Origin of the sequence: Natronincola peptidivorans (genome assembly GCF_900111615.1) — a bacterium.
In the GTDB taxonomy this organism is placed as follows: Bacteria; Bacillota; Clostridia; order Peptostreptococcales; family Natronincolaceae; genus Natronincola_A; species Natronincola_A peptidivorans.
Genome location: NZ_FOHU01000022.1, coordinates 1 through 23,360 on the forward strand (window position 1 = coordinate 1; position 23,360 = coordinate 23,360).

16 protein-coding genes are annotated in these 23,360 nt (G+C 34.6%); 14 read left to right on the plus strand and 2 right to left on the minus strand.

What is annotated here, in order from left to right:
• The first annotated feature begins 380 nt into the window (after positions 1-380).
• The 13 genes from BMX10_RS15660 (at position 381) to BMX10_RS15725 (ending at position 19,380) form a co-directional block, all read left to right on the plus strand.
• A complete protein-coding gene (locus BMX10_RS15660; protein WP_090446385.1) occupies positions 381-1,223 on the plus strand; it encodes a fumarate hydratase in 843 nt (280 codons plus the stop codon).
• A gap of 12 nt (positions 1,224-1,235) precedes the next feature.
• On the plus strand, positions 1,236-1,805 hold the full coding sequence (locus BMX10_RS15665) for a Fe-S-containing hydro-lyase (RefSeq protein ID WP_090446387.1): 570 nt from the start codon (positions 1,236-1,238) through the stop codon (positions 1,803-1,805).
• A 193-nt stretch (positions 1,806-1,998) separates the two neighbouring features.
• Positions 1,999-2,574 (plus strand): nitroreductase family protein, encoded by a 576-nt coding sequence (locus BMX10_RS15670; RefSeq protein ID WP_170834858.1) that lies wholly within the window; start codon positions 1,999-2,001, stop codon positions 2,572-2,574.
• A 252-nt stretch (positions 2,575-2,826) separates the two neighbouring features.
• Complete coding sequence (locus BMX10_RS15675; RefSeq protein WP_090446391.1) at positions 2,827-3,906, plus strand: enoyl-CoA hydratase/isomerase family protein; 1,080 nt, start codon at positions 2,827-2,829, stop codon at positions 3,904-3,906.
• A gap of 108 nt (positions 3,907-4,014) precedes the next feature.
• The gene (locus BMX10_RS15680; protein WP_090446393.1) at positions 4,015-5,376 is read left to right on the plus strand and encodes a DEAD/DEAH box helicase; all 1,362 of its coding nucleotides are present in this window, start codon (positions 4,015-4,017) and stop codon (positions 5,374-5,376) included.
• Positions 5,377-5,538: 162 nt separating this feature from the next.
• On the plus strand, positions 5,539-7,443 hold the full coding sequence (locus tag BMX10_RS15685) for an ABC-F family ATP-binding cassette domain-containing protein (protein ID WP_090446395.1): 1,905 nt from the start codon (positions 5,539-5,541) through the stop codon (positions 7,441-7,443).
• A 55-nt stretch (positions 7,444-7,498) separates the two neighbouring features.
• Entirely contained in the window at positions 7,499-9,685 is a 2,187-nt protein-coding gene (locus BMX10_RS15690; RefSeq protein WP_090446431.1) for a DNA topoisomerase III, read from the plus strand.
• 378 nt (positions 9,686-10,063) lie between these two features.
• Positions 10,064-11,104, plus strand: coding sequence for a LacI family DNA-binding transcriptional regulator (locus BMX10_RS15700; RefSeq protein WP_090446397.1), 1,041 nt, complete (start codon positions 10,064-10,066; stop codon positions 11,102-11,104).
• A 148-nt stretch (positions 11,105-11,252) separates the two neighbouring features.
• Positions 11,253-12,605, plus strand: a complete 1,353-nt coding sequence (locus BMX10_RS15705) for an ABC transporter substrate-binding protein (protein WP_090446399.1) — start codon at positions 11,253-11,255, stop codon at positions 12,603-12,605.
• 78 nt (positions 12,606-12,683) lie between these two features.
• On the plus strand, positions 12,684-13,580 hold the full coding sequence (locus BMX10_RS15710) for a carbohydrate ABC transporter permease (protein ID WP_090446401.1): 897 nt from the start codon (positions 12,684-12,686) through the stop codon (positions 13,578-13,580).
• An 11-nt stretch (positions 13,581-13,591) separates the two neighbouring features.
• Positions 13,592-14,470: a carbohydrate ABC transporter permease gene (locus BMX10_RS15715; RefSeq protein ID WP_090446403.1), complete on the plus strand. Its 879-nt coding sequence runs from the start codon at positions 13,592-13,594 to the stop codon at positions 14,468-14,470.
• A 37-nt stretch (positions 14,471-14,507) separates the two neighbouring features.
• Positions 14,508-16,922 carry a glycoside hydrolase family 94 protein gene (locus BMX10_RS15720; RefSeq protein ID WP_090446405.1) on the plus strand — a complete coding sequence of 805 codons (2,415 nt, stop codon included), beginning with the start codon at positions 14,508-14,510 and terminating at the stop codon, positions 16,920-16,922.
• 22 nt (positions 16,923-16,944) lie between these two features.
• Complete coding sequence (locus BMX10_RS15725; RefSeq protein ID WP_090446407.1) at positions 16,945-19,380, plus strand: glycoside hydrolase family 94 protein; 2,436 nt, start codon at positions 16,945-16,947, stop codon at positions 19,378-19,380.
• A gap of 252 nt (positions 19,381-19,632) precedes the next feature.
• Here the strand turns inward: BMX10_RS15725 and BMX10_RS15730 are convergent, their stop codons facing one another.
• Both BMX10_RS15730 and BMX10_RS15735 read right to left on the minus strand, forming a co-directional pair.
• Positions 19,633-20,682: a PucR family transcriptional regulator gene (locus BMX10_RS15730; protein ID WP_090446409.1), complete on the minus strand. Its 1,050-nt coding sequence runs from the start codon at positions 20,680-20,682 to the stop codon at positions 19,633-19,635.
• 60 nt (positions 20,683-20,742) lie between these two features.
• Positions 20,743-21,852, minus strand: coding sequence for an ABC transporter ATP-binding protein (locus BMX10_RS15735; protein WP_090446411.1), 1,110 nt, complete (start codon positions 21,850-21,852; stop codon positions 20,743-20,745).
• A 390-nt stretch (positions 21,853-22,242) separates the two neighbouring features.
• On the opposite strand from BMX10_RS15735, the gene BMX10_RS15740 reads away from it, so the two are divergent.
• Positions 22,243-23,319 (plus strand): NAD(P)H-dependent flavin oxidoreductase, encoded by a 1,077-nt coding sequence (locus BMX10_RS15740; RefSeq protein WP_090446413.1) that lies wholly within the window; start codon positions 22,243-22,245, stop codon positions 23,317-23,319.
• The last annotated feature ends 41 nt before the right edge of the window (positions 23,320-23,360 follow it).

Genomic DNA, 23,360 nt, shown 5'->3' on the forward strand with positions numbered 1-23,360 from the left:
ATCCAGAAGGAAGCGATAATCTTGCATTTGAAACTTTAGAATTCTAGGGAGCTTATCAATCTTTAACTTCTGGTACTTAGGACTATTAGAGTCTTCAAAATTCAATTGGCGTAAAGGGATGTTTCTAGAGACAAAGATTAAAAGTGTATAAAGTTCTTTTTGTAGATATTGAATATATAGTACTAAATAAGATATAATGGAGTTCACAATGACCACCCTTTCTTTATTAATTGTGAGCTGGGAACTTCAATTATATCAAGAAATGGGGGGGCATTGTTTTTTTATACAAAAAAACTTTGAAACCTTTAAAATATAATGATTAGTTAGTAAAAAAAGAGTGTCAAACTTGACACTACGATTGCTTTAGAGGAGGGTTGAAAATGAGAGATATACATGTCTCTAAAGTTACTGAAACCGTAAAAAAACTTTGTATTGATGCAAATTATTACCTAACTGATGATATTAGGGAAAGATTGGAGGAGGCAAGGGCCCAAGAAAAGTTTCCAATTGCTAACAATATTCTAGATATATTGATTAAAAATGCAGATATAGCAAGCAATGAAGAAAGACCCATGTGCCAGGATACAGGAATGGCTGTAGTGTTTCTAGAAATTGGACAAGAAGTACATATTGTAGGAGGTTCACTGGAGGAGGCTGTCAATGAAGGGGTAAGACAGGGATACATAGAAGGATATCTTAGAAAATCTGTTGTAGCTGATCCAATTGAAAGAATCAACACAAATGACAATACGCCTGCAATTATTTATTATACCATAACATCAGGGGATAGCTTTAAGATTACCGTTGCGCCAAAGGGATTTGGAAGTGAGAACATGAGTCAGATTAAAATGCTAAAACCTGCCGATGGCGTTGAAGGAATAAAAGAGTTCGTGTTGCAGGTGGTTAAGGATGCAGGACCCAATCCATGTCCACCTATTGTAGTAGGAATAGGTATTGGAGGAACCTTTGATAAAGCTGCTCTTCTAGCAAAAAAAGCTCTTCTAAGATCAACAAATGAAAGAAATCATCATCCATTTTATGCGGAACTAGAAAACCAGCTATTAACTGAAATCAATGCTTTAGGAATAGGGCCCCAAGGCTTTGGTGGCAGAACCACTGCTCTGGCAGTTAACATAGAAACCTATGCCACCCATATTGCAGGATTACCTGTGGCAGTCAATATTAATTGTCATGCTACTAGACATGGAGAAGCCAGTCTATAGGAGGATAAAACAATGATTAAAAGAATAACAATGCCCTTGACTGAAGAAATAATAAAAGACCTAAAGGTGGGAGATAGTGTTCTACTTACAGGAATTATCTACACAGCTAGAGATGCTGCTCACAAAAGATTAGTCACCCTTATATCAGAGGGGAAGGATTTACCATTTGACATAAAAGGGCAGGTAATCTATTATGTAGGACCTACTCCAGCTAAAGAAGGTCAACCGATAGGTTCAGCAGGCCCCACCACAAGCTATAGAATGGATCCCTACACCCCTATTCTTTTACAGAAGGGGTTAAAGGGTATGATTGGCAAGGGAACAAGGAATCAGGAAGTAATGGAGGCTATCAAACAGTGCAGTGCTGTGTATTTTGCAGCCATTGGAGGGGCGGCTGCAATGACAGCTAAATGTGTTAAGTCATCAGAAGTTATTGCCTATGAGGATTTAGGGGCAGAGGCCATAAGGAAACTGTATGTGGAGGATTTTCCAGCTGTAGTAGTAATTGATAAAAAAGGAAACAATTATTATGAAATTGGGCAACAGAACTATTTAAAAACACGTGATCAGTTCTATCTTTAACGAAAGAAACAGCCATACAATACTTTCATACAAGTAATAATTCAACCATCTCCTATATTGAAATAATATTCATATAATTTTGTCCTTAATCATATAGATTACATGGATTTTTTTGTTATTTCTTCTTTTTGTGGGTATGTATAAAAAGAAGATATTTTAAGCTAACAAAATATTTTAGATAGGAGGAGCAATGTTGGATAAGTATAAAGATGTTACCGGTTTTCTAAAAGAGATTAGGAGTATAAGAAAATTTAATAGCATACCTGTAGATCAAGAGATACTGGAGGATATCGTTGACTGTGCTAGGTTAGCTCCTAATGCAAAAAATATTCAACCTTGGGAGTTTATTGCCATAACAAATAAAGATAAACTAAAAAAATTAGCTAACTTCCATAAAAGTGCCAATTTTTTAGAGGGTGCTTCTGCAGCAATAGTAGTGTTTTGTGATAAGGAAGCAACAGAGTATTTTCTTGAGGACGGATGTGCTGCTACTCAAACAATTCTCATTGCGGCAAACCTACATGGCCTAAAATCCTGCTGGATAGCAGGTGCAAAAGGGCTTTATCAGGAGGAGGACATTGCTTGGTGTGAAGGGGTCCCTTGTAAACCAATGCCTAAATATGTTGAAGATGCTGAGAACCTAAACAAGACGCTTAATGTGCCTCTAAACTATGCACTGATTTCCATGGTGGCTTTAGGATATAGCGATGAGAAGCCAGAAGTAAAGAAACGGTCATTAGAAGATGTAATTCACTGGCAAGAATTCTAACATAGAAATCTCCCTTATGCAAAAGTAATAATTTGCATAGGGGGGATTTTTTTGGTATATTCTATTAAGGTTAAGTAAAAAAACAATATACAAATACACGAACCGATAGTAGATGAAGGATTTAAAATTTCCACCATGAAAATCAATAGCTGTCATGGGTTTTGTAGAACACTGTTAAATAGGATATAACTAGAGTAATATGGATGGTGATAGCGGTTTGTAGAAGAATAAAGATTTGTAAGGGGGCGTACCATGGTAAATCAAGGAAATATAATACATCATGTGAAGGAAAATGTGGGATGGATAAAAATTAATCGACCAAATGCCCTAAATGCTTTATCCTTTGAGATGATTCAAAGGCTTTATCAGGTATTGGAGGAGTGGAAAAATGATGATACTGTAGCTTTTGTTTGTTTAGAAGGAGAAGGGGACAAGGCGCTATGTGCAGGTGGAGATGTAAAAGTTCTTTATGATTTAAGGGAATCAAATGTGAAGGAATATGCTTTTAATTTTTTTTCCACAGAATATAGAATGAATATGACAATGCATACCTATCCAAAGCCCATTCTCGTTTATATGAATGGATTTGTTATGGGTGGTGGCGTCGGTATTTCTATTGGAGCTACCCATAGAATCGTTACTGAAAAAACAAAATGGGCTATGCCAGAAATGAATATTGGTTTATACCCTGATGTAGGAGGCAGCTACTTCCTTAATAAAATGCCAGGACATATAGGACGCTATCTAGCTTTAACCTCTAAGCCTATTAATGCTGCAGATGCATTATACATTGGAGCTGCCGACTATTATATAAATAGTGATGCATGGGAAAGCATAAAGCAAGCTATTGGTGAAAGAAAATGGTCGATTGAGTTGGTTGACCATGAATTAGGACAACTAATAGAGAAATTCAAACAAGCTCCATCAGCACCTTCAAAATTAGCTGCATTACAGAATGATATCGACAAGCATTTTGGGCATGAAAGGATGGAAGATATCATAAAATCTTTAGAAATATCTACTGAGAAAGGAGATGCATGGGCGGGAGAAATAAAAAACATTTTATTAGCCAATTCACCCACCTCTTTAAAGGTAACCTTAAAACAACTGATTGAAGGTAAACATAAGTCTATGGTAGATTGCTTTAAAATGGAACTAGAACTAAGCTTAAACTTTATGGAGAGCCATGATTTTTATGAGGGTGTACGAGCGGTTTTGGTAGATAAGGATCGCTCACCAAAATGGAGTCCAGATGTCCTAGAAAAAGTTAAGGATGAAGTGGTGGATACATTTTTTACATATGAATGGAAGGAAGGAAAAAATCCTCTTTAGCCCATATGCTTGGGTTTTTCTTTAATAATATTTCATCACAATCTACCAGTGTAGAATGAATCTAACAATTAATGCTAACAATAAAGGAAAACAAGAAAGGAAAATGATATGACGAATGATTTTATAAGTTTAGGTATCGATAAAAGATTACAGCATGTATTAAATAAACACAGAATATCAAAGCCTACACCCATCCAGATGCAAACTATCCCAGCACTTCTAGAAGGGAGAGATGTTATCGCACAAGCCCAAACAGGAACAGGAAAGACATTGGCTTTTCTACTTCCAATGATGCAAGAAATAGATACAAGTAAGCCTTTTATACAAGGTCTAATTATTACACCAACTAGAGAGTTAGCCATTCAAATTACCGCTGAGCTAAAGAAACTGATTCCTGCTAAACAAGTAAATATTCTAGCCGCTTATGGTGGTCAGGATGTAGTAAAGCAGATCAACAAACTAAGAAAAGGCATCCATATAGTCATCGGAACTCCTGGACGACTTTTGGACCACTTAGGAAGAAAAACCATTGATTTTTCTCAGCTTAAAATGTTAGTATTGGATGAGGCCGATCAAATGCTACATATGGGTTTTTTACAAGAGGTAGAGGAAATAATAAGCAAAACATCAAAAGACCGGCAAACAATGTGTTTTTCAGCAACTATTCCTAAAGAAATTCGTTCATTGGCATCCCGCTATATGAAACAAGCTATCTATACACAGGTAGCCAGCAGCAATATAACACTAGAAGAAATAAAGCAGATGGCAATCGAAACAACCGATAGAGGAAAACAGAAAGCACTTTTCGATATTATTGATGAGTACAAGCCGTTTATGGCTATTATATTCTGTCGCACAAAGCGGCGGGCAAGTGCTTTAAATGAAGCATTAAAAAATCAAGGATACAATTCCGATGAGCTACATGGAGATTTGAGCCAAGCTAAACGTGAAAGAGTCATGAAGGCATTTAGAGATACAAAAATTCAATATTTGGTGGCTACGGATGTTGCAGCCCGTGGGCTGGATATAGAAGGAATAACCCATGTATTCAATTATGATATACCTCAGGATACAGAAAGCTACATTCACCGGATTGGTCGTACAGGAAGAGCAAAACAAAGTGGTATTGCTATCACTTTTATTACACCTAAAGACAAGGGTATGATGAAGACAATTGAAACAGAGATAAAAATCACCCTTGAAAAAAGAGCCATGAGCAAAGAACAAGATGAGGAAAAGAAATATAGAATCAATACCAGCAAAGAACCAAGAGAAAGAAAACAAAGCAGATCAAAACCAACAGACAAAAAATCATTTGGTGACAATAAGGACTCTAGAAAAAATAAGCCAAAGGAGAGAGGCAATAAGCCCAAAAGAAAGTCAAGAGAAACCGAGAATACAAATACTACAAAAAGAACCGCCACCCAAAGAACTGATAAAAAATATAGTAAAAAAACATCTAGAAGATAAAAAGTATTATTATAAACCGTACTGTGGGGGAAAGGTACGGTTTTTTATTAGGAATTATTCATATGCTTAGATTTCTATAACAACAACAGAAATGATTTGCTCTTTTCTCTACAATATGTTATAAAATATATAAAGTAAATCAAGGAATAGAAGGGACGCAATATGAATCTTATAAGTGCAGAGAATATTTATAAAAGTTATAGTGAGAAACCATTACTTAATAACATAAACCTTGGTATCAACCAAGGAGATAAAATAGGAGTCATTGGTATTAACGGCACAGGGAAATCTACCCTTTTAAATATTATTGCAGGGGTAGAGGAGACTGACGGAGGTAGGATAATCAAAGGAAGTGCAGTTCAGATAGAATACCTATCACAAAACCCATTTTTTGAAAATGAAGCTACAGTGTTAGAGCAAGTATTTAAAGGTGGATCCAGCATCATGAACTTAGTAAGGGATTATCAGGAAGCTATTCACAATCCTAATACTTTAAGCGAGAAGATTTCAAACCTTATTCAACAAATGGACACCATGAATGGGTGGAGTTTAGAAAGTGAAGCAAAAGCGGTACTTACAAAACTGGGAATACTAGATTTTAATGTAACAATAGGCACATTATCAGGAGGGCAAAAAAAAAGAATAGCATTAGCAGCAGCACTAATCAATCCCTCTGATCTGCTTATCCTAGATGAACCAACCAATCATTTAGATAACGACACCATTGACTGGCTAGAGCAATATCTTAATAAAAGAAAAGGTGCTCTTTTAATGATTACCCACGATAGATATTTTTTGGATAGAGTTGCAAACCAAATAATAGAGCTGGACAGAGGAAGTTTGTATTTATATAAAGGTAATTACAGCTATTTTCTAGAGAAAAAATTAGAAAGAGATGAAATTGAAGCTGCCAGTGAGAAAAAAAGACAGAATCTATTAAGGAAAGAGCTAGCATGGATAAAAAGAGGCGCTAAAGCAAGAACTACAAAGCAAAAAGCTAGAATAGATCGTTTTGAAAAGTTAGCTGATCATACCATTGATAATATAGATGAACAAGTGGATATATCTGTTGCTTCTAGCCGCCTAGGGAAAAAAGTAATTGAAATGGACCATATAAGTAAGGTCTATGATAATAATAACATAATTGATGATTTTAACTATGTTGTATTAAGAGATGATAGGATAGGCATTGTAGGCCCCAATGGAAGTGGGAAATCAACGCTTATCAATATAATGGCAGGTAAGATACCTCCAGACAGTGGTAATATTCAGATAGGAGACACAGTGAAAATTGGTTTTTATTCTCAAGAAACACAACATATGGATGATAACCTAAGGGTGATTCAGTATATCAAAGAAGGAGCAGAATATGTAACTACAGCGGAAGGTTATAAAATAACAGCTTCTCAAATGTTGGAGAAGTTTTTGTTTCCTTCTACATTACAATGGACACCTATTGGCAAGCTATCAGGTGGAGAAAAAAGAAGGCTCTATCTGCTTCGAGTACTTATGGAAGCTCCCAATGTATTATTTTTAGATGAACCTACTAATGATTTAGATATACAAACCCTAACCATATTAGAGGATTATCTAGAGGAATTTAAAGGGGCAGTTGTTGTAGTTTCTCATGATAGATACTTCCTAGATAGAATGGCAGAAAAAATATTTGCATTTGAAGGTAATGGGAAAATAGTACAGTATACTGGAAATTATTCGTTATTTAAAGAAAATCATAATACCAAAGGAAAAAGTACTGGTGAAACTAAGAAAGATGAAACATCAGAGAATAGTTTAGGATATAGAAAAAGTTCAGATCGCAAAAAAGATAGAGGGTTAAAGTTTACCTTCAAGGAACAACGAGAGTATGAAGAAATAGACGATATAATTGCTAACTTAGAAGAAAAAATAGAAACTATAGAAATTAAAGTTCAAGGGGTATCCACCGATTATACTCTTTTACAGCAATTAACAGAAGAAAAGGAAGTGTTGGAAAAAGAATTACAGGAAAAGATGGAAAGATGGGTATATCTTAACGATTTAGCAGAAAAAATTGAAGCATTGAAATAAAGTTAATGATGAATACTATAGACAATGAGATACTTTGAAAGGATTGTTAATGGATATGAACAAAACCTTAGTGCTAGCTGAAAAACCCTCAGTTGGTAGAGATTTGGCTAGAGTTTTAAATTGCAAGAAAAAAGGCAGTGGATATTTAGAGGGGGACAAATATATTGTTACCTGGGCATTAGGACATCTGGTTACATTGGCAGATCCCGAAATGTATGATGAAAAATACAAATCCTGGAGAATAGAAGATCTACCAATGCTGCCATCTCAACTAAAGCTTATCGTAATAAAACAAAGCGGCAAACAGTTTAACGCTGTAAAGACACAAATGAACAGAAAGGATATTACTGAAATTGTTATTGCCACAGATGCTGGGCGAGAGGGGGAACTTGTTGCAAGATGGATTCTAGATAAAGCTCACATTAAGAAACCTATAAAACGGCTTTGGATTTCCTCTGTAACCGATAAAGCCATAAAAGATGGTTTTAATAATCTAAGAGATGGTAAAAACTATGAAAAGCTTTATGCATCTGCTGTTGCCAGGGCAGAGGCTGATTGGTTAGTAGGGATTAATGCCACCCGTGCATTAACTTGTAAGTACAATGCTCAGCTTTCCTGTGGTAGAGTACAAACACCAACCCTTGCTATAATTGCTAAAAGGGAAGAAGAAATTAGAAATTTTAAAGCTAGGACCTTTTATGGTATAACTGCTGTAGCTAATAGCTTAAAACTAATATGGCAAGATCCCCAAACAAAGGACATTAAAACCTTTGACAAAGAAAAAAATGATAAAACCCTTATAACAGTTCAGAGGAAAGATGCCGAGATTATCGCTATAGACAAAACTTATAAAAAGAGCTTTTCTCCACAACTATATGATTTAACAGAATTACAAAGAGATGCAAACAAAATTTTTAATTACTCTGCAAAAGAGACTCTTTCCATCATGCAAAAGCTTTACGAGACCCATAAACTATTAACCTATCCAAGAACAGACTCACGCTATATCTCAGCTGACATAGTGGAGACATTAATAGATAGAGTTAAAGCCTGTGGTGTTGGATCCTATGCACCAATAGCAGCTAGTATTATAAAAAATCCTATTAGAGGAAACAAATCCTTTGTTGATGATAGCAAGGTATCAGATCACCATGCTATTATTCCAACAGAGGAACCGGCATATTTGGGAGCATTAAGTGATAAGGAAAGAAAAATATATGATTTAGTAATTAAAAGGTTTTTAGCTGTGCTATATCCACCATTTGAATATGAACAAACAACAATCAAAGCAAAGCTGGGTAATGAGACTTTTATTGCCAAAGGAAAAATTGTTATTGCGCAAGGATGGAAGGTTGTATATCAAAATAAACTCCTAGAGGAGGATATAGAGGATGGGGTTTCGGATCAATTACTACCTAATGTAAGTAAGGGAGATATCTTAAAGGTTTCTTCTGTATCTCAAACCAGTGGTGAAACCAAACCACCAGCATACTTTAATGAAGGAACGCTGCTTTCAGCTATGGAGAATCCAGGAAAATATATGGAAAATGAAAATAGAGCACTGATAAAGACAATTGGTGAAACTGGAGGAATTGGAACAGTTGCTACAAGAGCAGATATTATTGAAAAACTCTTTAATACATTTTTGATTGAAAAAAGAGGTAAGGATATTTTTATTACGTCAAAAGGTAAGCAACTACTTGAACTGGTGCCAGAGGATTTGAAGTCTCCTGCACTAACTGCTGAGTGGGAACAAAAACTAGGCTCTATTGCTAAAGGTTCTCTTAAGAAAGATGTCTTTCTTCGTGACATAAGAAACTACGCAAAAACAGTAGTACATGAAATAAAGAATAGTAAAGAAATCTTTAAACATGATAATCTTACCCCTAATAAATGTCCTGATTGTGGCAAGCATATGCTGGAGGTAAAAGGAAAAAAAGGAAAAATGCTTATTTGCCAGGATAGAGAATGTGGTCATCGAAAAGGAATCTCTAAGACAACCAATGCTAGATGCCCAAATTGCAGAAAAAAGCTAGAACTAAGAGGAGAAGGAGAGGGGCAGATTTTTGTGTGCAACTGTGGCCATAGGGAAAAGCTTTCATCCTTTAATAAAAGAAAAAAAGAAGAAGGCAATAAGGCTTCTAAGAAAGAAGTATCAAAATACCTAAACCAACAAAAAAAGGAAGTTGAGAAGCCAATTAACACTGCTCTAGCAGATGCTCTTACTAAACTGAAGCTATAGGAGAACGTCAGGATGTTCCTTAAAAGAACATAGGATACTTGCAGAAAAAAATAGAAAAAATCAGTACACAATAAAAGTCACTTAAAATAAAAAATTCCAAGTGACTTTTAATAATTACTTGAAGAGCATACAGATAATAGGTTCCAAGATTAAATAAGGCATAATATCTAAAAATTATAGCAATATCAATAAAAAAATATATATTTTTCATATAGCTCATAGTATTAAAACTTAATAGTTTCTCCAAGATATTAAAAAATATTTCAAAAAAATTCAAAAAAGTCCAAAAAAGCTATTGAATTATTTTCCAATATATAATATTATATAACTATAAACACGCGTTCACAAAATTTCATTATAATAGTAAGAGGTGTTGCCATGAATGCTGCAGACATAGCAAAAATTGCAGGGGTATCGAGAAGTACTGTTTCTAGAGTAGTAAATAACTATGGTAATGTTACTGAAGAAACCCGCAGTAAGGTGCTAGATATAATAAAAGAATACAACTATGTTCCACATGCATCAGCACAAATGTTAGCAGGGAAAAAGAGTAAGATTATGGGCTTGTTTATTATTGATACAAAGGATGAAAAAGAAGGGAATAAAATGTGTACCAGTTCATATTTTTCTCCCTTTACAGATGCAGTTATTGATGCTGCAAATAAACAGCGCTATAATGTACTTATTTCCATGATCAATGAAGATAATGATTACAACAATGTAAAAGAATTATTTCAAAATAAAACTATTTCCGCAGGGATTTTTATCGGTGCCAAGAATAATGAACCAGCTATAAAGGAAATCATTGAAGAAGGGTATAAAATTGCTGTTATAGAACAGGAAGTGGCAGGAGAGCAGGATCCTTTTAGTAAATGTATTGTGGTCAATAGTGACAGCTTTGGCGGAGGCTACCAAGCCACAAAATATTTAATACAATTAGGTCATAAAAATATAGCCCACTTGTGCGGTGATATGGAACAGCTGACAGCCATCTCTAGAATAGAGGGATATAAAAAGGCACTTCTAGATGCTGGGGTCTCTATAAAGAACAATCTAATCGTGAAGGGTGATTATACTGAAGAAAGCGGATATAAAGCTGTTAAAAAACTTTTATTAAAGGAAAAACTTACAGCAATCTTCATCGCAAATGATAGTATGTCTATTGGGGCTATGCGAGCTATTGAAGAATTAGGCTTAAAAATCCCAGAGGACATTTCTGTAGTAGGATTTGATGACATAGAGGTTTCTAGACATTTGCAGCCTAGTCTTACTACTGTTAGAGTACCATTATTTCAAATGGCCTTTATGGCTGCAAACAACCTTATAAAAGCCAATGATGAAAATATTGACTTTTATGCAAACTATAAAATACCTGTTGAACTTATCATTAGAAATTCCTGCAAGCAAATGGAAGTTTAATTTTTAATCATAATAAACACGCGTTCATAATAATTCTCAACAAAAACGTTTTCCTGTTTGATATTAGACTATGAGGCTATTTAGAGATACTTCAATAAATAGCTGTGTAGTTTAGTATATACCATATTATTTTAAGGGGGATATTAGAATGAAAAAGCATCATTTAAAGAGAACGTTTGCTTTATTAATGTGTGCAATCTTAATGCTAGTTATGTTTACAGGATGTAGTCAACCGGCTGAAGCGCCAGTTGAAGAGCCTCAAGAAGAACAACAAGAAGTTACAGAGAAAAGCCCAGAAGATTTTACTGGTACACTTACCTTTTGGCATTTTAACAATGACGAAGGACCTAAGTTAGCAGAGGCCTTTATGGCTAAATATCCAAATGTAACAGTAGAGACACAAATTACTGCGGATACTGACCTAGCTTATCAAAATAAAGTCACATCATCTATAAGAGCGGGTTCAGGAATGCCAGACGTATATGCTGCAGAAAATGCCTTCGTAAAGAGATTTGTAAATCTTCCAGGTGGATTTGCGGATCTATCAGCTGCTCCTTTTAATGCAGAAGAATTAGTAGGTAATAATATTCCATACACGGTTGATATTGGAAGAGATAACAATGGCAATATTAAAGCACTTTCATGGCAGGCATGCCCTGGTGGGATAGGCTATAAGCGAGATTTAGCCTTAGAATACTTAGGAACAGATGATCCAGCTGAAATCACAGCAATGCTGGCAACACCAGAAAGTATTATAGAAACTGCTAGAACACTGAAGGAAGCAAGCAATGGACAAGTTAAGCTATTTGTTGGAACTGAGGATTTATATAAGGTTTATGTAGGATCACGTAGTGTACCATGGGTACAGGATAATAAATTTACAATTGATCCTAAGATGATGGAATTTCTTGATATTGCGAAAATTTTAAGAGACGAAGGACTTGAAGGTGGTATTAGACAATGGACACCTACATGGTCGGCAGCAGTAGCAGATGATGAGCATATGGCCTATGCAATTCCAACATGGGGAATTCAATGGATTGTTGCAGTAAACGATGAAGAAAATGCAGATGCTGGAAGATGGGGTATTGCAACACCTATTCCTTTCTATGAAGGTGGAACATGGGTAGGGGTATCTGAGCAATCACAAAACAAAGAGCTTGCATGGGAATTCGTTAAGTTCCTAGCAACAGATGCAGATCACCTAAGAGATTGGGCAAAAGCAACTGGAGATTTTGTTAGTCATTTAGATATTATTGATGAATTAATGAGTGATAATAGCTTTGTTAATCCTACTGTAAATCAGAATACATATCAAGTATATGGACCGATGGTGTATGAGATTGATGGTAATCTTATTACACAATACGATGATCAAATAAGAGTAGCCTTCCTTGATGTATTACAGACATACTTAGCTGGTAATATAGATAAGGATCAATTCTTAGTGAACTTGAAAGAACAGGTTCAAGCAGATATACCAGACTTGATTATCGAGTAATATAGACAGTTGAGGAAATGAATATTGCCTTATTAGCTTCCCAGCTAATAAGGCACATTCATTATAGGAGGGATAACCTTGTTTTCTAAAAAGATTCGTAAAGATTCTTATGGATATATTTTCATTCTACCATTTTTTATTATACTAGCCACTTTTATTATATATCCCATTCTTTATTCCATTGCAATTAGCTTTACCAAATGGGATGGTAGTATCATCCCACCAGAATTTATTGGATTAAACAACTATAGAAGACTTGTTGGAGATGCTTTTTTCCTTAGAAGTATTAGAAATACATGGATTATGTGGCTAGGTTGTATTATACCACAGATGATCTTTGGGTTAGGCCTAGCAGTAATCTTGAGTGAAAAAAAGCTAAAGGGAAAGGGTTTTTTCAGATGGGTTTACTATCTACCTAATATCGTCACAATGGCTTCTGTAGGAACTTTAGTATTTTTCCTTATTAATTGGCCCCATGGTTCAATAAATAGAATGCTTATGACTTTTGGAATTATTAATGAACCTTATAATTTTTTACAAAGCACATTAGCTGCTAGAGCTACGATCTCCATCACTTTATGGTGGATGTGGTTCGGCTACAGTATGATTATTTTTATGGCGGGAATAAAAGCGATACCTGAAGAATATTTTGAAGCTGCCAGAGTGGACGGAGCCAATAAATGGCAAATATTTTGGAACATAACCTTACCTTGCCTAAGGCCTATTATTCTATATCAGGTCGTTACATCAGTCATTGGAGGTTTAACTATGTTTGATGTGCCTTATATTGTTACTGAAGCCAGAGGAGGACCTCAAACTACAACATTAACAATGGTAATGTATTTGTATAATACCACCTTTGCTAATTATAACTTTGGGTATGGTGCAACCATTGGTGTAGGATTATTTGTACTTGTCATGATATTTGTAGCCATTGCCTTTAAGATTATTAACAAGAATGCAGCTTATGATTAGGAGGTGATAGTATGGATTCCAGTTTAGTAAAGGAAAAAAAGTTTATTAAAGATAAAACAACACAAAAAAACAAAGCAAAGCTATCCAACATAACATTATACATAATTCTAATGGGTCTAGCTGTTTTAACTTTTTTACCTTTTTACATTATGATGATTAATGCAACCCGTACTAGCAATGAAATAGCAACACAGTTAAATTTTCTTCCTGGTAGTGCTCTAATAGATAATTACCGAAGAATGAGATCAGCTGTAGATATTTGGCAAGGATTTAAAAATAGTTTAATAATATCTATATCCAGCACTGCACTGGCGGCTTATTGTGGTGCTTTGACAGCCTATGGTTTTGCAAAATATAAATTTAAAGGGAACAAAGTACTATTTTGGGTTGTTTTAGGTACTATGATGTTTCCAGCACAATTAGGGTTAATTGGTTTTTTTAGGGTTTGTTCAGCCTTAAACCTAATTAATAATAGATTAGCACTTATCTTGCCAGCGATTGCAAATGCAAATTTAGTATTTTTCGTCAAACTCTATATTGACGCTGCGGTTCCCAACGAAGTCATCGAGTCTGCTAGAATCGATGGATGTAGCGAGTTTATGATTTTCAATAAGATCGTAATACCTATGATTATTCCATCCATAGCAACCATGTCAATATTTGCTTTTATACAATCATGGAATAATTATCTTATACCACTTGTAGTTTTATATGATGAAAGCAAATATACTGTTCCAATTTTAACAGCAATGGCAAAAGGAGTATACCGAACAGATTTTGGTGCTGTATATGTAGCTGTTGCCTTATCTATAGTGCCAATAATGATAGCTTTTCTATTTTGTTCAAAATATATCATTGGTGGTCTTACTGCTGGTGCAGTAAAAGAATAACTATTTATTACTATTGAATAAAATGAGGGGTAATAACATGGAGTATGGATATTTTGACAATGAAAATAAAGAGTATGTAATAACAGATCCTCGAACACCAGTAACCTGGATTAACTATATTGGGAACTTGAAGTTTGGAGGGTTTGTAGATCAAACTGGAGGGGCTTTGATTTGTAAAGGTGACCCAGCGTTAAATAGAATCATAAAATATATACCACAATTACCAAATGGTGATTTTAAAGGAGAAACTCTCTACCTAAGAGTGAAGGAAACAACAGGATATAAAGTATTTTCTCCTTTTTACACACCCACTTTAGATAAGTATGATTTATATCAATGTCATGTGGGCTTGGGCTATACAAAAATAATATCTAAGTTTTATGGCATTAGAACAGAGGTAACAATCTTTGTGCCATTAGACGAGGAGAGGGAAATCAGAGACATTACCATTACAAATAACAACAAAGATTCTGTAATGCTGGATATTATTCCTGTGGTAGAGTATACCCATTTCGATGCATTAAAACAGCTTACTAACGCTGATTGGGTGCCACAAACTATGCAGTCAAAGGCATACAAAAACCAAGATGGCTATAATATATTAACGCAGTATGCATTTATGAAGAAGAATAATGGGATAAATTATTTCACTTCAAATCATCCTGTAGCTTCATTCGAGACAGATCGCAAAAGGTTTTTAGGGAATAATGGGTACAGCTCATGGAGTAAGCCATATAGCCTTATGCAAGAAAATCTTACTAATTATGAAGCTTTCAGGGGAGATAATATAGCAGCCTTGATGCATCACTTAGGTGAGTTAAAACCAGGTGAAAGCAGGAGGATTATTACACAACTAGGGCAATGTTCAGATCTTATAGTAGAACAGCAAGCAATAGAAAAATATAGGGATGAAAAAAATGTTGAAAAGGCATTTGGTGATTTAAAAAAGTTTTGGAATACTTTTCTTGACAATATTATTGTAGATACCCCTGACGATGCTATGAATACAATGCTGAATATACACAACCCTAGGCAATGCTATATTACTAAGAATTGGTCAAGAGATCTTTCATTATATCAGTTAGGCTTTGGAGGAAGGGGTATTGGATTTAGGGATAGCTCTCAAGATGTGATGGGGATACTAGGGCATGCACCTGAGGATGGAAGAGAGCTTATTGAAAAGCTTCTGCATGTTCAGAAACGAGATGGTTCAGCAATGCATCAGTTTAATATCACAACTATGGAGGCCAATGCAGGAGATTCTAGAGAAAAGGAGGACCGCCCAGATTATTATAGTGATGATCATTTGTGGATTATATTAGCTGTATGTTCCTATATAAAAGAGACGGGGAATTTCGATTTTTTGATGAAGGAGATTCCATTTTATGATAAAGACAAAGAGGAAAACCCTTTAGAGTCAGCAAATGTTTTAGAGCATCTTAAAAGAAGCATAGAATTTACTAGAAAAGATACTGGAGATCATGGATTGCCTTTACTTGGATTTGCTGATTGGAATGATACAGTGAACCTTCCTACTGGTGCTGAGTCAATCTTTACTGCTAATTTGTTTGGTTTGGCCTTAAAGGAGATGATTGAGTTATTAAGCTATTTGGGAGATGCTTCAACAGTTCAAGAGTACAAAATGTGTTATAAATTAATGCAGGATAATTTAAATAAGTATTGTTGGGATGGAGAATGGTATGTTAGATACTTTGACCATAATGGTGAAGCTTTAGGATCTAGAAAAAATCAACATGGTAAAATTTATGCGAATGCACAATCATGGAGTATTATTTCTGGATTTGCTCCCTTTGAGCGAGCAATAAAAGCTCTGAATTCAGTAAATAAATACTTAAGTACGGAACATGGTATTAAGCTTAGTTATCCTGGCTATAACGGTTATAATCCAGAAAAAGGAGGAATAACCTCTTATCCTCCAGGCGCTAAAGAAAATGGTGGTATTTTTCTTCACAGCAATCCATGGGTTATGATTGCCGAAACCATAGTAGGTAATGGAGACCTTGCTTTTCAATATTACAATCAAATCAACCCTGTCAAAAAAAATATGAAAGTTGGAGAGTACGAGTGTGAACCATACTGTTATCCACAGAACATTCTAGGAGACGAGCATCCAGAGTTTGGTTTAGGACGCAATACATGGCTGTCTGGAACTGCTTCATGGGTATATCAAGCAGCAATCAAATTTATATTAGGTATACAACCCACCTATAAGGGGCTTAATATAAATCCATGTATTCCTAAAACTTGGAAAGGTTTTAAGGTTACCAGAACCTTTAGAAATGCCATCTATGAGATAGAAGTAAATAATCCAGACAATATATGCAAAGGTGTTAAACAGGTTATTGTTGATGGCGTACTTATCGATGGTGAGATTATACCAATATTTAATGATAGAAAAAAGCATGAAGTAAAAATATTGATGGGACAATAGAAGCTGGGAAGGAGCAAAAAAAATGAAGTTTGGATATTTTGATGATAAAAATAAAGAATATGTGATTCAAACTCCTAAAACCCCTTATCCATGGATTAATTATCTTGGCAGTGAAGACTTTTTTGGTCTTATATCCAATACTGCTGGTGGATATTGTTTTTATAAGGATGCAAGGCTAAGACGAGTAACTAGATATAGATACAATAATATTCCTCTAGATAATGGAGGGAGATATTACTATATTAAAGATGAAAAAGACTTTTATTCTCCTACATGGATGCCAGTTAAAAGTGAATTAGATCATTATGAGTGTAGGCATGGAATAGGTTATTCAAAAATTAAAGCAATAAAAAATGATTTAGAAACAGAGATACTGTATTTTATCCCTTTAGGAGATAATGCAGAGATACATAAAGTGACACTAAAAAATGTGGGTAATAATGATAAGGAATTTACTATTTTTTCTTTTATTGAGTTCTGTCTTTGGAATGCATATGACGATATGACAAACTATCAGAGAACCTATAGCATTGGTGCTGTTGAAGTTGAAGGAAGTACAATATTTCATAAAACTGATTACAGAGAAAGGCGAAATCATTATTCTTTTTATAGCGTGAATCATCCTATCAATGGATTTGATACAGATAGAGATGCTTTTTTAGGACAATACAATGGTCTGAACGAGCCAGAAACAGTTATCAAAGGAATGTCCAATAATTCTATGGCTAGTGGATGGAATCCTATCGGATCCCATAGCATTAAAGTAAAGTTAGCTCCTAATGAAGAAAAAACACTGATTTTTACTATTGGTTATATAGAAAATAATCAAGAGGAAAAATGGAAGGCAGAAGATGTTATCAATAAAGAACAAGCATATGAATTATTAGAAAAGTATAATAATGATACTGCTGTTGAAGAAGCTTTTGAAAAGCTTGGGAATCATTGGAATAATTTATTAAATAAATTTGTAGTAGAAAGTCATGATGAGAATTTAAATAGAATGGTAAATATATGGAATCCATACCAGTGCATGGTAACCTTTAACATGTCAAGAAGCGCTTCCTATTTTGAAACAGGAATAGGTAGAGGTATGGGTTTTAGGGATTCTAATCAAGATTTATTAGGATTTGTTCATCAAATACCAGAAAAAGCAAGAGAAAGAATTTTAGATATTGCATCAACTCAGCTAGAAGATGGCAGCGCCTATCATCAGTATCAGCCCTTGACAAAAAAAGGGAATCATGAAATTGGTGGTGGCTTTAACGACGATCCTCTATGGCTGATTTTATCAACAACAGCCTATATCAAGGAAACAGGAGATTTTTTAATTTTGCAGGAGGAGATACCTTATAACTGTGATATTAACAATACTGGAACATTACTAGAACACTTAGAGAAATCCTTTGGATTTACTTTAAATAATTTAGGACCTCACGGACTGCCCCTAATAGGGCGGGCTGATTGGAATGATTGCCTAAACCTAAACTGTTTTTCTGAAAACCCAGATGAATCCTTCCAAACCTGTGATAATAAGACGGGAAAAACAGCTGAATCAGTATTTATAGCAGGTATGTTTGTATATATGGGAAAAGAGCTAGCAGAACTTTATAAAAGGCTAGGCTCAGATAACAAAAGTCAGAAGGTATTAAAGGAAGTAGAAAAAATGACACATGCTATAGAAACCTATGGCTACGATGAGGAATGGTTTTTGCGGGCATATGATTATTATGGTAATAAAATTGGAAGCAAAGAAAACGAAGAAGGAAAACTATTTATAGAGCCTCAGGGATTCTGTGTAATGGCTGGAATTGGTGTGGATAATGGTAAGGCGTTAAAGGCATTAGACTCAGTAGACAGACATCTTAACACAGAATATGGAGCAGTTTTATTATGGCCTGCCTATACAAAATATCAGACTCACTTAGGAGAAATATCTTCTTACCCACCAGGCTATAAGGAGAATGCCGGAATCTTTTGTCACAATAATCCATGGATTATGATTGCAGAAACGGTATTAGGCAGAGGAGAAAAAGCCTTCGAGTATTATTCAAAAATAGCTCCCTCTTACTTAGAAGATATTAGTGAAAAGCGTAGATTAGAACCCTATGTATATGCTCAAATGATTGCAGGAAGGGATGCAGTCAGGGAAGGAGAAGCCAAAAATTCATGGCTTACAGGTACAGCTGCATGGAATTATGAGGCAATTACCAAGTGGATATTAGGGATTAGACCTGATTACGATGGTATAATGATAGATCCTTGTATTCCAAAAGATTGGGATAATATTTTGATAAAAAGAGTGTTTAGAAAATCAACCTATGAAATAAGCATTAAAAATCCTGAAGGTGTTTGTAAGGGAGTTAAGAAGATACTAGTAGATGGCAAAGAGCAAGAAGGTAACTATATTTCTGCTTTCAATGACAGCTCTATCCATAGGATTGAGGTAATTATGGGATAGACCTCCCCCAAAAGGTTTAAATATAGGTCTTAGGTAATAGAAAAACATACTTAATTAAGCATTCTCTTTCTAAATGTCTAAGACTAACAAAAATAATGTGGTATTTTCACCACATTATTTTTGTTGGTTTTAGACTGTTTAAAAAACTCAATCTACTTTGTTACTTCAAAAACCCAGCACCTTTACGTATTACGTATACGCTGCAGTCGCTGGGTTTTCTTGCGCCTTCAAACTGGAAATTTTTCAACAGTCTTAAGTGCATTTAGCAGTATTTATTATGTATTGGTATGCGTTGGCTATTATATAGAAAAGCATAGCATCTTGAAAAACTCTTAGATCATAACCTGTAATATCTTGAATTTTATTTAATCGATAGATTAAGGTATTTCTATGAACAAATAAATGTTTTGAGGTATCAGTAATATTTAGATTATATTTTATTAAAGTGAAAGCCGTTGTTATTAGCTCATGATTGTCAAAGAGTTCCTGAATATTACAATCCAAATGTTTTATTATTTCCTGTAAATCATCTTCTGATATTTTGTTAATAATCATTGGAATAGCTAGATTATCATAGCAGTAGATGTTTTTTTTAGGGAAAAATGCTTTTCCAAGATGCATAAATTCCTCAGCTAATTTGTATGATTTATGCCAGTCTCTTATATTATCAATGGTTATACCTATCGCAATTTTTGCCTCGTATAACAATTCAGATAAAATAGTATCAAAAAGTAATGAACCTACCAAATAAGGCTCTTTTTCAGTAACTTCTTTGATGAAGACAAAGAAATTATCCTTTATTTTAACCAATAATTCGTCTGGATAAAGAGCTAATACTATTTCTTCTACTTCTTGAGCTAGGCTATCGAGAACCTCTATTAGGATTACCTGCACTTGTCCATTTACTGAAATACCATGTTTCTGGCATTGGATATCTAAGGAAGTATCAGATATAGCATTTGATAATAAGCCTTTAATAAAATAATCTCTTGAGTTGCTTGTATCATCAATAGATAAAAATAGTTTGATAACTTTTCCTATTCTTTTGGCTTCATCATCCGTTCCTTCCAAAGAGATAAAATATTTGTGGGGATGAGTGGAATTATAGGTGCAATAAAGACGATGCTCTCTCTCAAAAAAGAAGTCTTGCCCATAATTAAAATCTAGTACATCATCATAGTCCCCAACTCTGGAGCTATTGGTACTGAAAAAAACATAACCTGTAGCATCTAATAAGCATATTTCTTTACAGGTAATATCCTGTAAGCCTTTAACAAAGCTTTTGATTTTTTGTATATCCATTGGGATTTTCCTCCCTTAAGGGTATTATCAATATACTATTATAATACCACATAACAAGAACTACAAAATAGATTGTTCGGTATCTTTATCAAATAAATGACATTTATTCATATCTACGGAGATCTCAATTCTTTCACCAATTTCGATTGCTAAATTAGGCTGAACGATAGATATTAAATCTATATCATCAAGCTTAAGATATAAATAGGTTTCCGAACCTAATAATTCTTTAACATCTATTCTAGCTGTGAATGTACTTTCTTCGTTAGGGAAAGTGGCATCAGCTTTAGCATATAAATCCTTAGGCCTTATACCTAAAACGATATCCTTTCCAATATAGTCTTTAGCTTTGACGACATTAGCTTTATTGGTGGGAATCAATAACTTGTTGTTGCCAAAAATAGCATAGATTTTATCACCCTCTTCAACCAAATTACAGTTGATGAAATTCATCTGTGGTGAGCCAATAAAACCAGCAACGAAAAGATTTGCAGGATACTCATAGATAGTTTGTGGATCAGCTACTTGTTGTACAATACCATCCTTCATGACCACTATACGTGTTCCCATGGTCATGGCTTCTGTTTGGTCATGGGTGACATAAATGAAGGTTGTTTGAAGCTTTTTATGAAGCTTGTTTATCTCAGAACGCATTTGAACTCTTAGTTTAGCATCAAGATTAGATAAAGGCTCATCCATTAAAAAGACCTTTGGTTCTCTAACGATAGCTCTACCTAAAGCTACTCTTTGTCTTTGTCCTCCAGAAAGCTCTTTGGGCTTTCGATTTAATAATTCCTTTATATTTAATATTTCAGCAGCCTCATTAACCTTTGTTTGGATTTCTTCTTTTGACATCTTCCGAAGCTTTAATCCGAAGGCCATATTATCAAAAACCGTCATGTGGGGGTACAGAGCATAATTTTGAAAAACCATAGCGATATCTCTATCTTTAGGTTCAACATCATTTACTAATTTATCATCTATATAGAGCTCTCCAGATGATATTTCTTCAAGCCCAGCAATCATTCTAAGACTAGTTGATTTTCCACATCCAGAAGGACCAACTAGAATAATAAACTCCTTATCATCGATTGTTAAATTTAGATCCTTTACAGCATGAAAAGTATTTGTGTAGTACTTATTGATATCCTTTAGTACCAAACTGGCCATATTAATAATTCCTCCTTAAATTATATTATATATTTAGTATACTATGGTTATTAAGAAAGATATATTGTGAATACTTACAATAACAACAATAGAATTTTGTTGAATGTAACTAAGAATAAAGACTATTATCTTAAAAAAGATATATTTAGCAGACTTATTATCCACAAAGATTAGAAAACACATAATAATTTATTACTTAAAGCTAGTGAATATATTATCGACTGATCTATATAAGGACATTGATTTCGCAACAAAGAACATTTACTTCCATAATACTTTTTTGTTATCTGCTAATAATAATTTTAAAGAATAGATTGACGTGAGAAGAATTCAAATATATACTTTTGTTAAATATTCTTTATTTAAATACATAGATGAGGAGTCGATATGATGAAACTACCTTCTTTAAGAATAGGAGAATTAGTAGCAGAGGTACCCATTTTACAAGGCGCAATGGGCGTGGGTGTGTCCCTATCAAATCTTGCAGCAGCAGTAGCTAATGAAAGAGGAATAGGTGTTATTGCAGGGGTTCAAATTGGATTTGAAGAACCTGATTTTGAGACCAATAATGATGCTGCAAATGTGAGGGCACTTAAAAAACATATTAGAAAAGCTAGAGAATTGAGCTCTGATGGTATTATAGGTGTAAATTTAATGGCAGCTATAAATAATTATAAGGATATGGTGATGGCGGCAGTTGAGGAAAAAATTGATTTAATCGTATCAGGTGCAGGGCTACCTACAGATTTACCCTCAATGATTCAGGGAACCAAAACAAAAATAGCACCTATAGTTTCCTCTAGTAAAGCAGCAGCTTTGATTGCTAAGTTATGGGACAGAAAGTTTCAGTACTTGCCAGATCTAGTGATTGTAGAAGGCCCAGAAGCTGGAGGCCATTTGGGCTTTTCCGAGGAACAATTAAACACAAATCCTAAGCCTCGATTAGAAGAAATTGTTAAAGACGTTATAGAAGCCTTAAAGCCATATGAAGAGAAGTACAATAAAGCTATTCCCGTAATTGCTGCTGGGGGAATATTTGATGGAGCAGACATAGCAAAATATATCAAAATGGGAGCTGCAGGAGTTCAAATGGCCACAAGATTTGTTCCCACTGAGGAATGTGATGCAGATAGAAGATTTAAAGAAGCATATATACAATCAAAAGAGGAAGATATTCGACTAGTGAAAAGCCCTGTAGGGATGCCAGGTAGAGCTATATATAATAATTTTATGAAACGATTAGAAAAAGAAAAAATACCAGTAAAGAAGTGTTATAATTGCTTAAAACCATGCGAACCAAAGAATACCCCATATTGTATTTCGCATGCATTAATCGATTCTGTTAAAGGAAATGTAGAAGACGGTTTAGTTTTCAGCGGGACAAATGCTTATCGTACTGATAAAATAATCACTGTGAAGGAACTAATTAATCAATTAATGATTGAGACCCAGGCAGCTTTGGCATAATCAAAAAAATGAACTGTTAGTGGATAAAAAAGTTAAACCGT

Bases quoted from the DNA above. Each gene is read 5' to 3' on its own strand.
- BMX10_RS15705 (WP_090446399.1), top strand. From the start codon at position 11,253: ATGAAAAAGCATCATTTAAAGAGAACGTTTGCTTTATTAATGTGTGCA.
- BMX10_RS15730 (WP_090446409.1), bottom strand. From the start codon at position 20,682: ATGGATATACAAAAAATCAAAAGCTTTGTTAAAGGCTTACAGGATATT.
- BMX10_RS15685 (WP_090446395.1), top strand. From the start codon at position 5,539: ATGAATCTTATAAGTGCAGAGAATATTTATAAAAGTTATAGTGAGAAA.
- BMX10_RS15740 (WP_090446413.1), top strand. From the start codon at position 22,243: ATGAAACTACCTTCTTTAAGAATAGGAGAATTAGTAGCAGAGGTACCC.
- BMX10_RS15660 (WP_090446385.1), top strand. From the start codon at position 381: ATGAGAGATATACATGTCTCTAAAGTTACTGAAACCGTAAAAAAACTT.
- BMX10_RS15665 (WP_090446387.1), top strand. From the start codon at position 1,236: ATGATTAAAAGAATAACAATGCCCTTGACTGAAGAAATAATAAAAGAC.
- BMX10_RS15720 (WP_090446405.1), top strand. From the start codon at position 14,508: ATGGAGTATGGATATTTTGACAATGAAAATAAAGAGTATGTAATAACA.
- BMX10_RS15690 (WP_090446431.1), top strand. From the start codon at position 7,499: ATGAACAAAACCTTAGTGCTAGCTGAAAAACCCTCAGTTGGTAGAGAT.
- BMX10_RS15735 (WP_090446411.1), bottom strand. From the start codon at position 21,852: ATGGCCAGTTTGGTACTAAAGGATATCAATAAGTACTACACAAATACT.
- BMX10_RS15700 (WP_090446397.1), top strand. From the start codon at position 10,064: ATGAATGCTGCAGACATAGCAAAAATTGCAGGGGTATCGAGAAGTACT.
- BMX10_RS15725 (WP_090446407.1), top strand. From the start codon at position 16,945: ATGAAGTTTGGATATTTTGATGATAAAAATAAAGAATATGTGATTCAA.
- BMX10_RS15675 (WP_090446391.1), top strand. From the start codon at position 2,827: ATGGTAAATCAAGGAAATATAATACATCATGTGAAGGAAAATGTGGGA.
- BMX10_RS15680 (WP_090446393.1), top strand. From the start codon at position 4,015: ATGACGAATGATTTTATAAGTTTAGGTATCGATAAAAGATTACAGCAT.
- BMX10_RS15715 (WP_090446403.1), top strand. From the start codon at position 13,592: ATGGATTCCAGTTTAGTAAAGGAAAAAAAGTTTATTAAAGATAAAACA.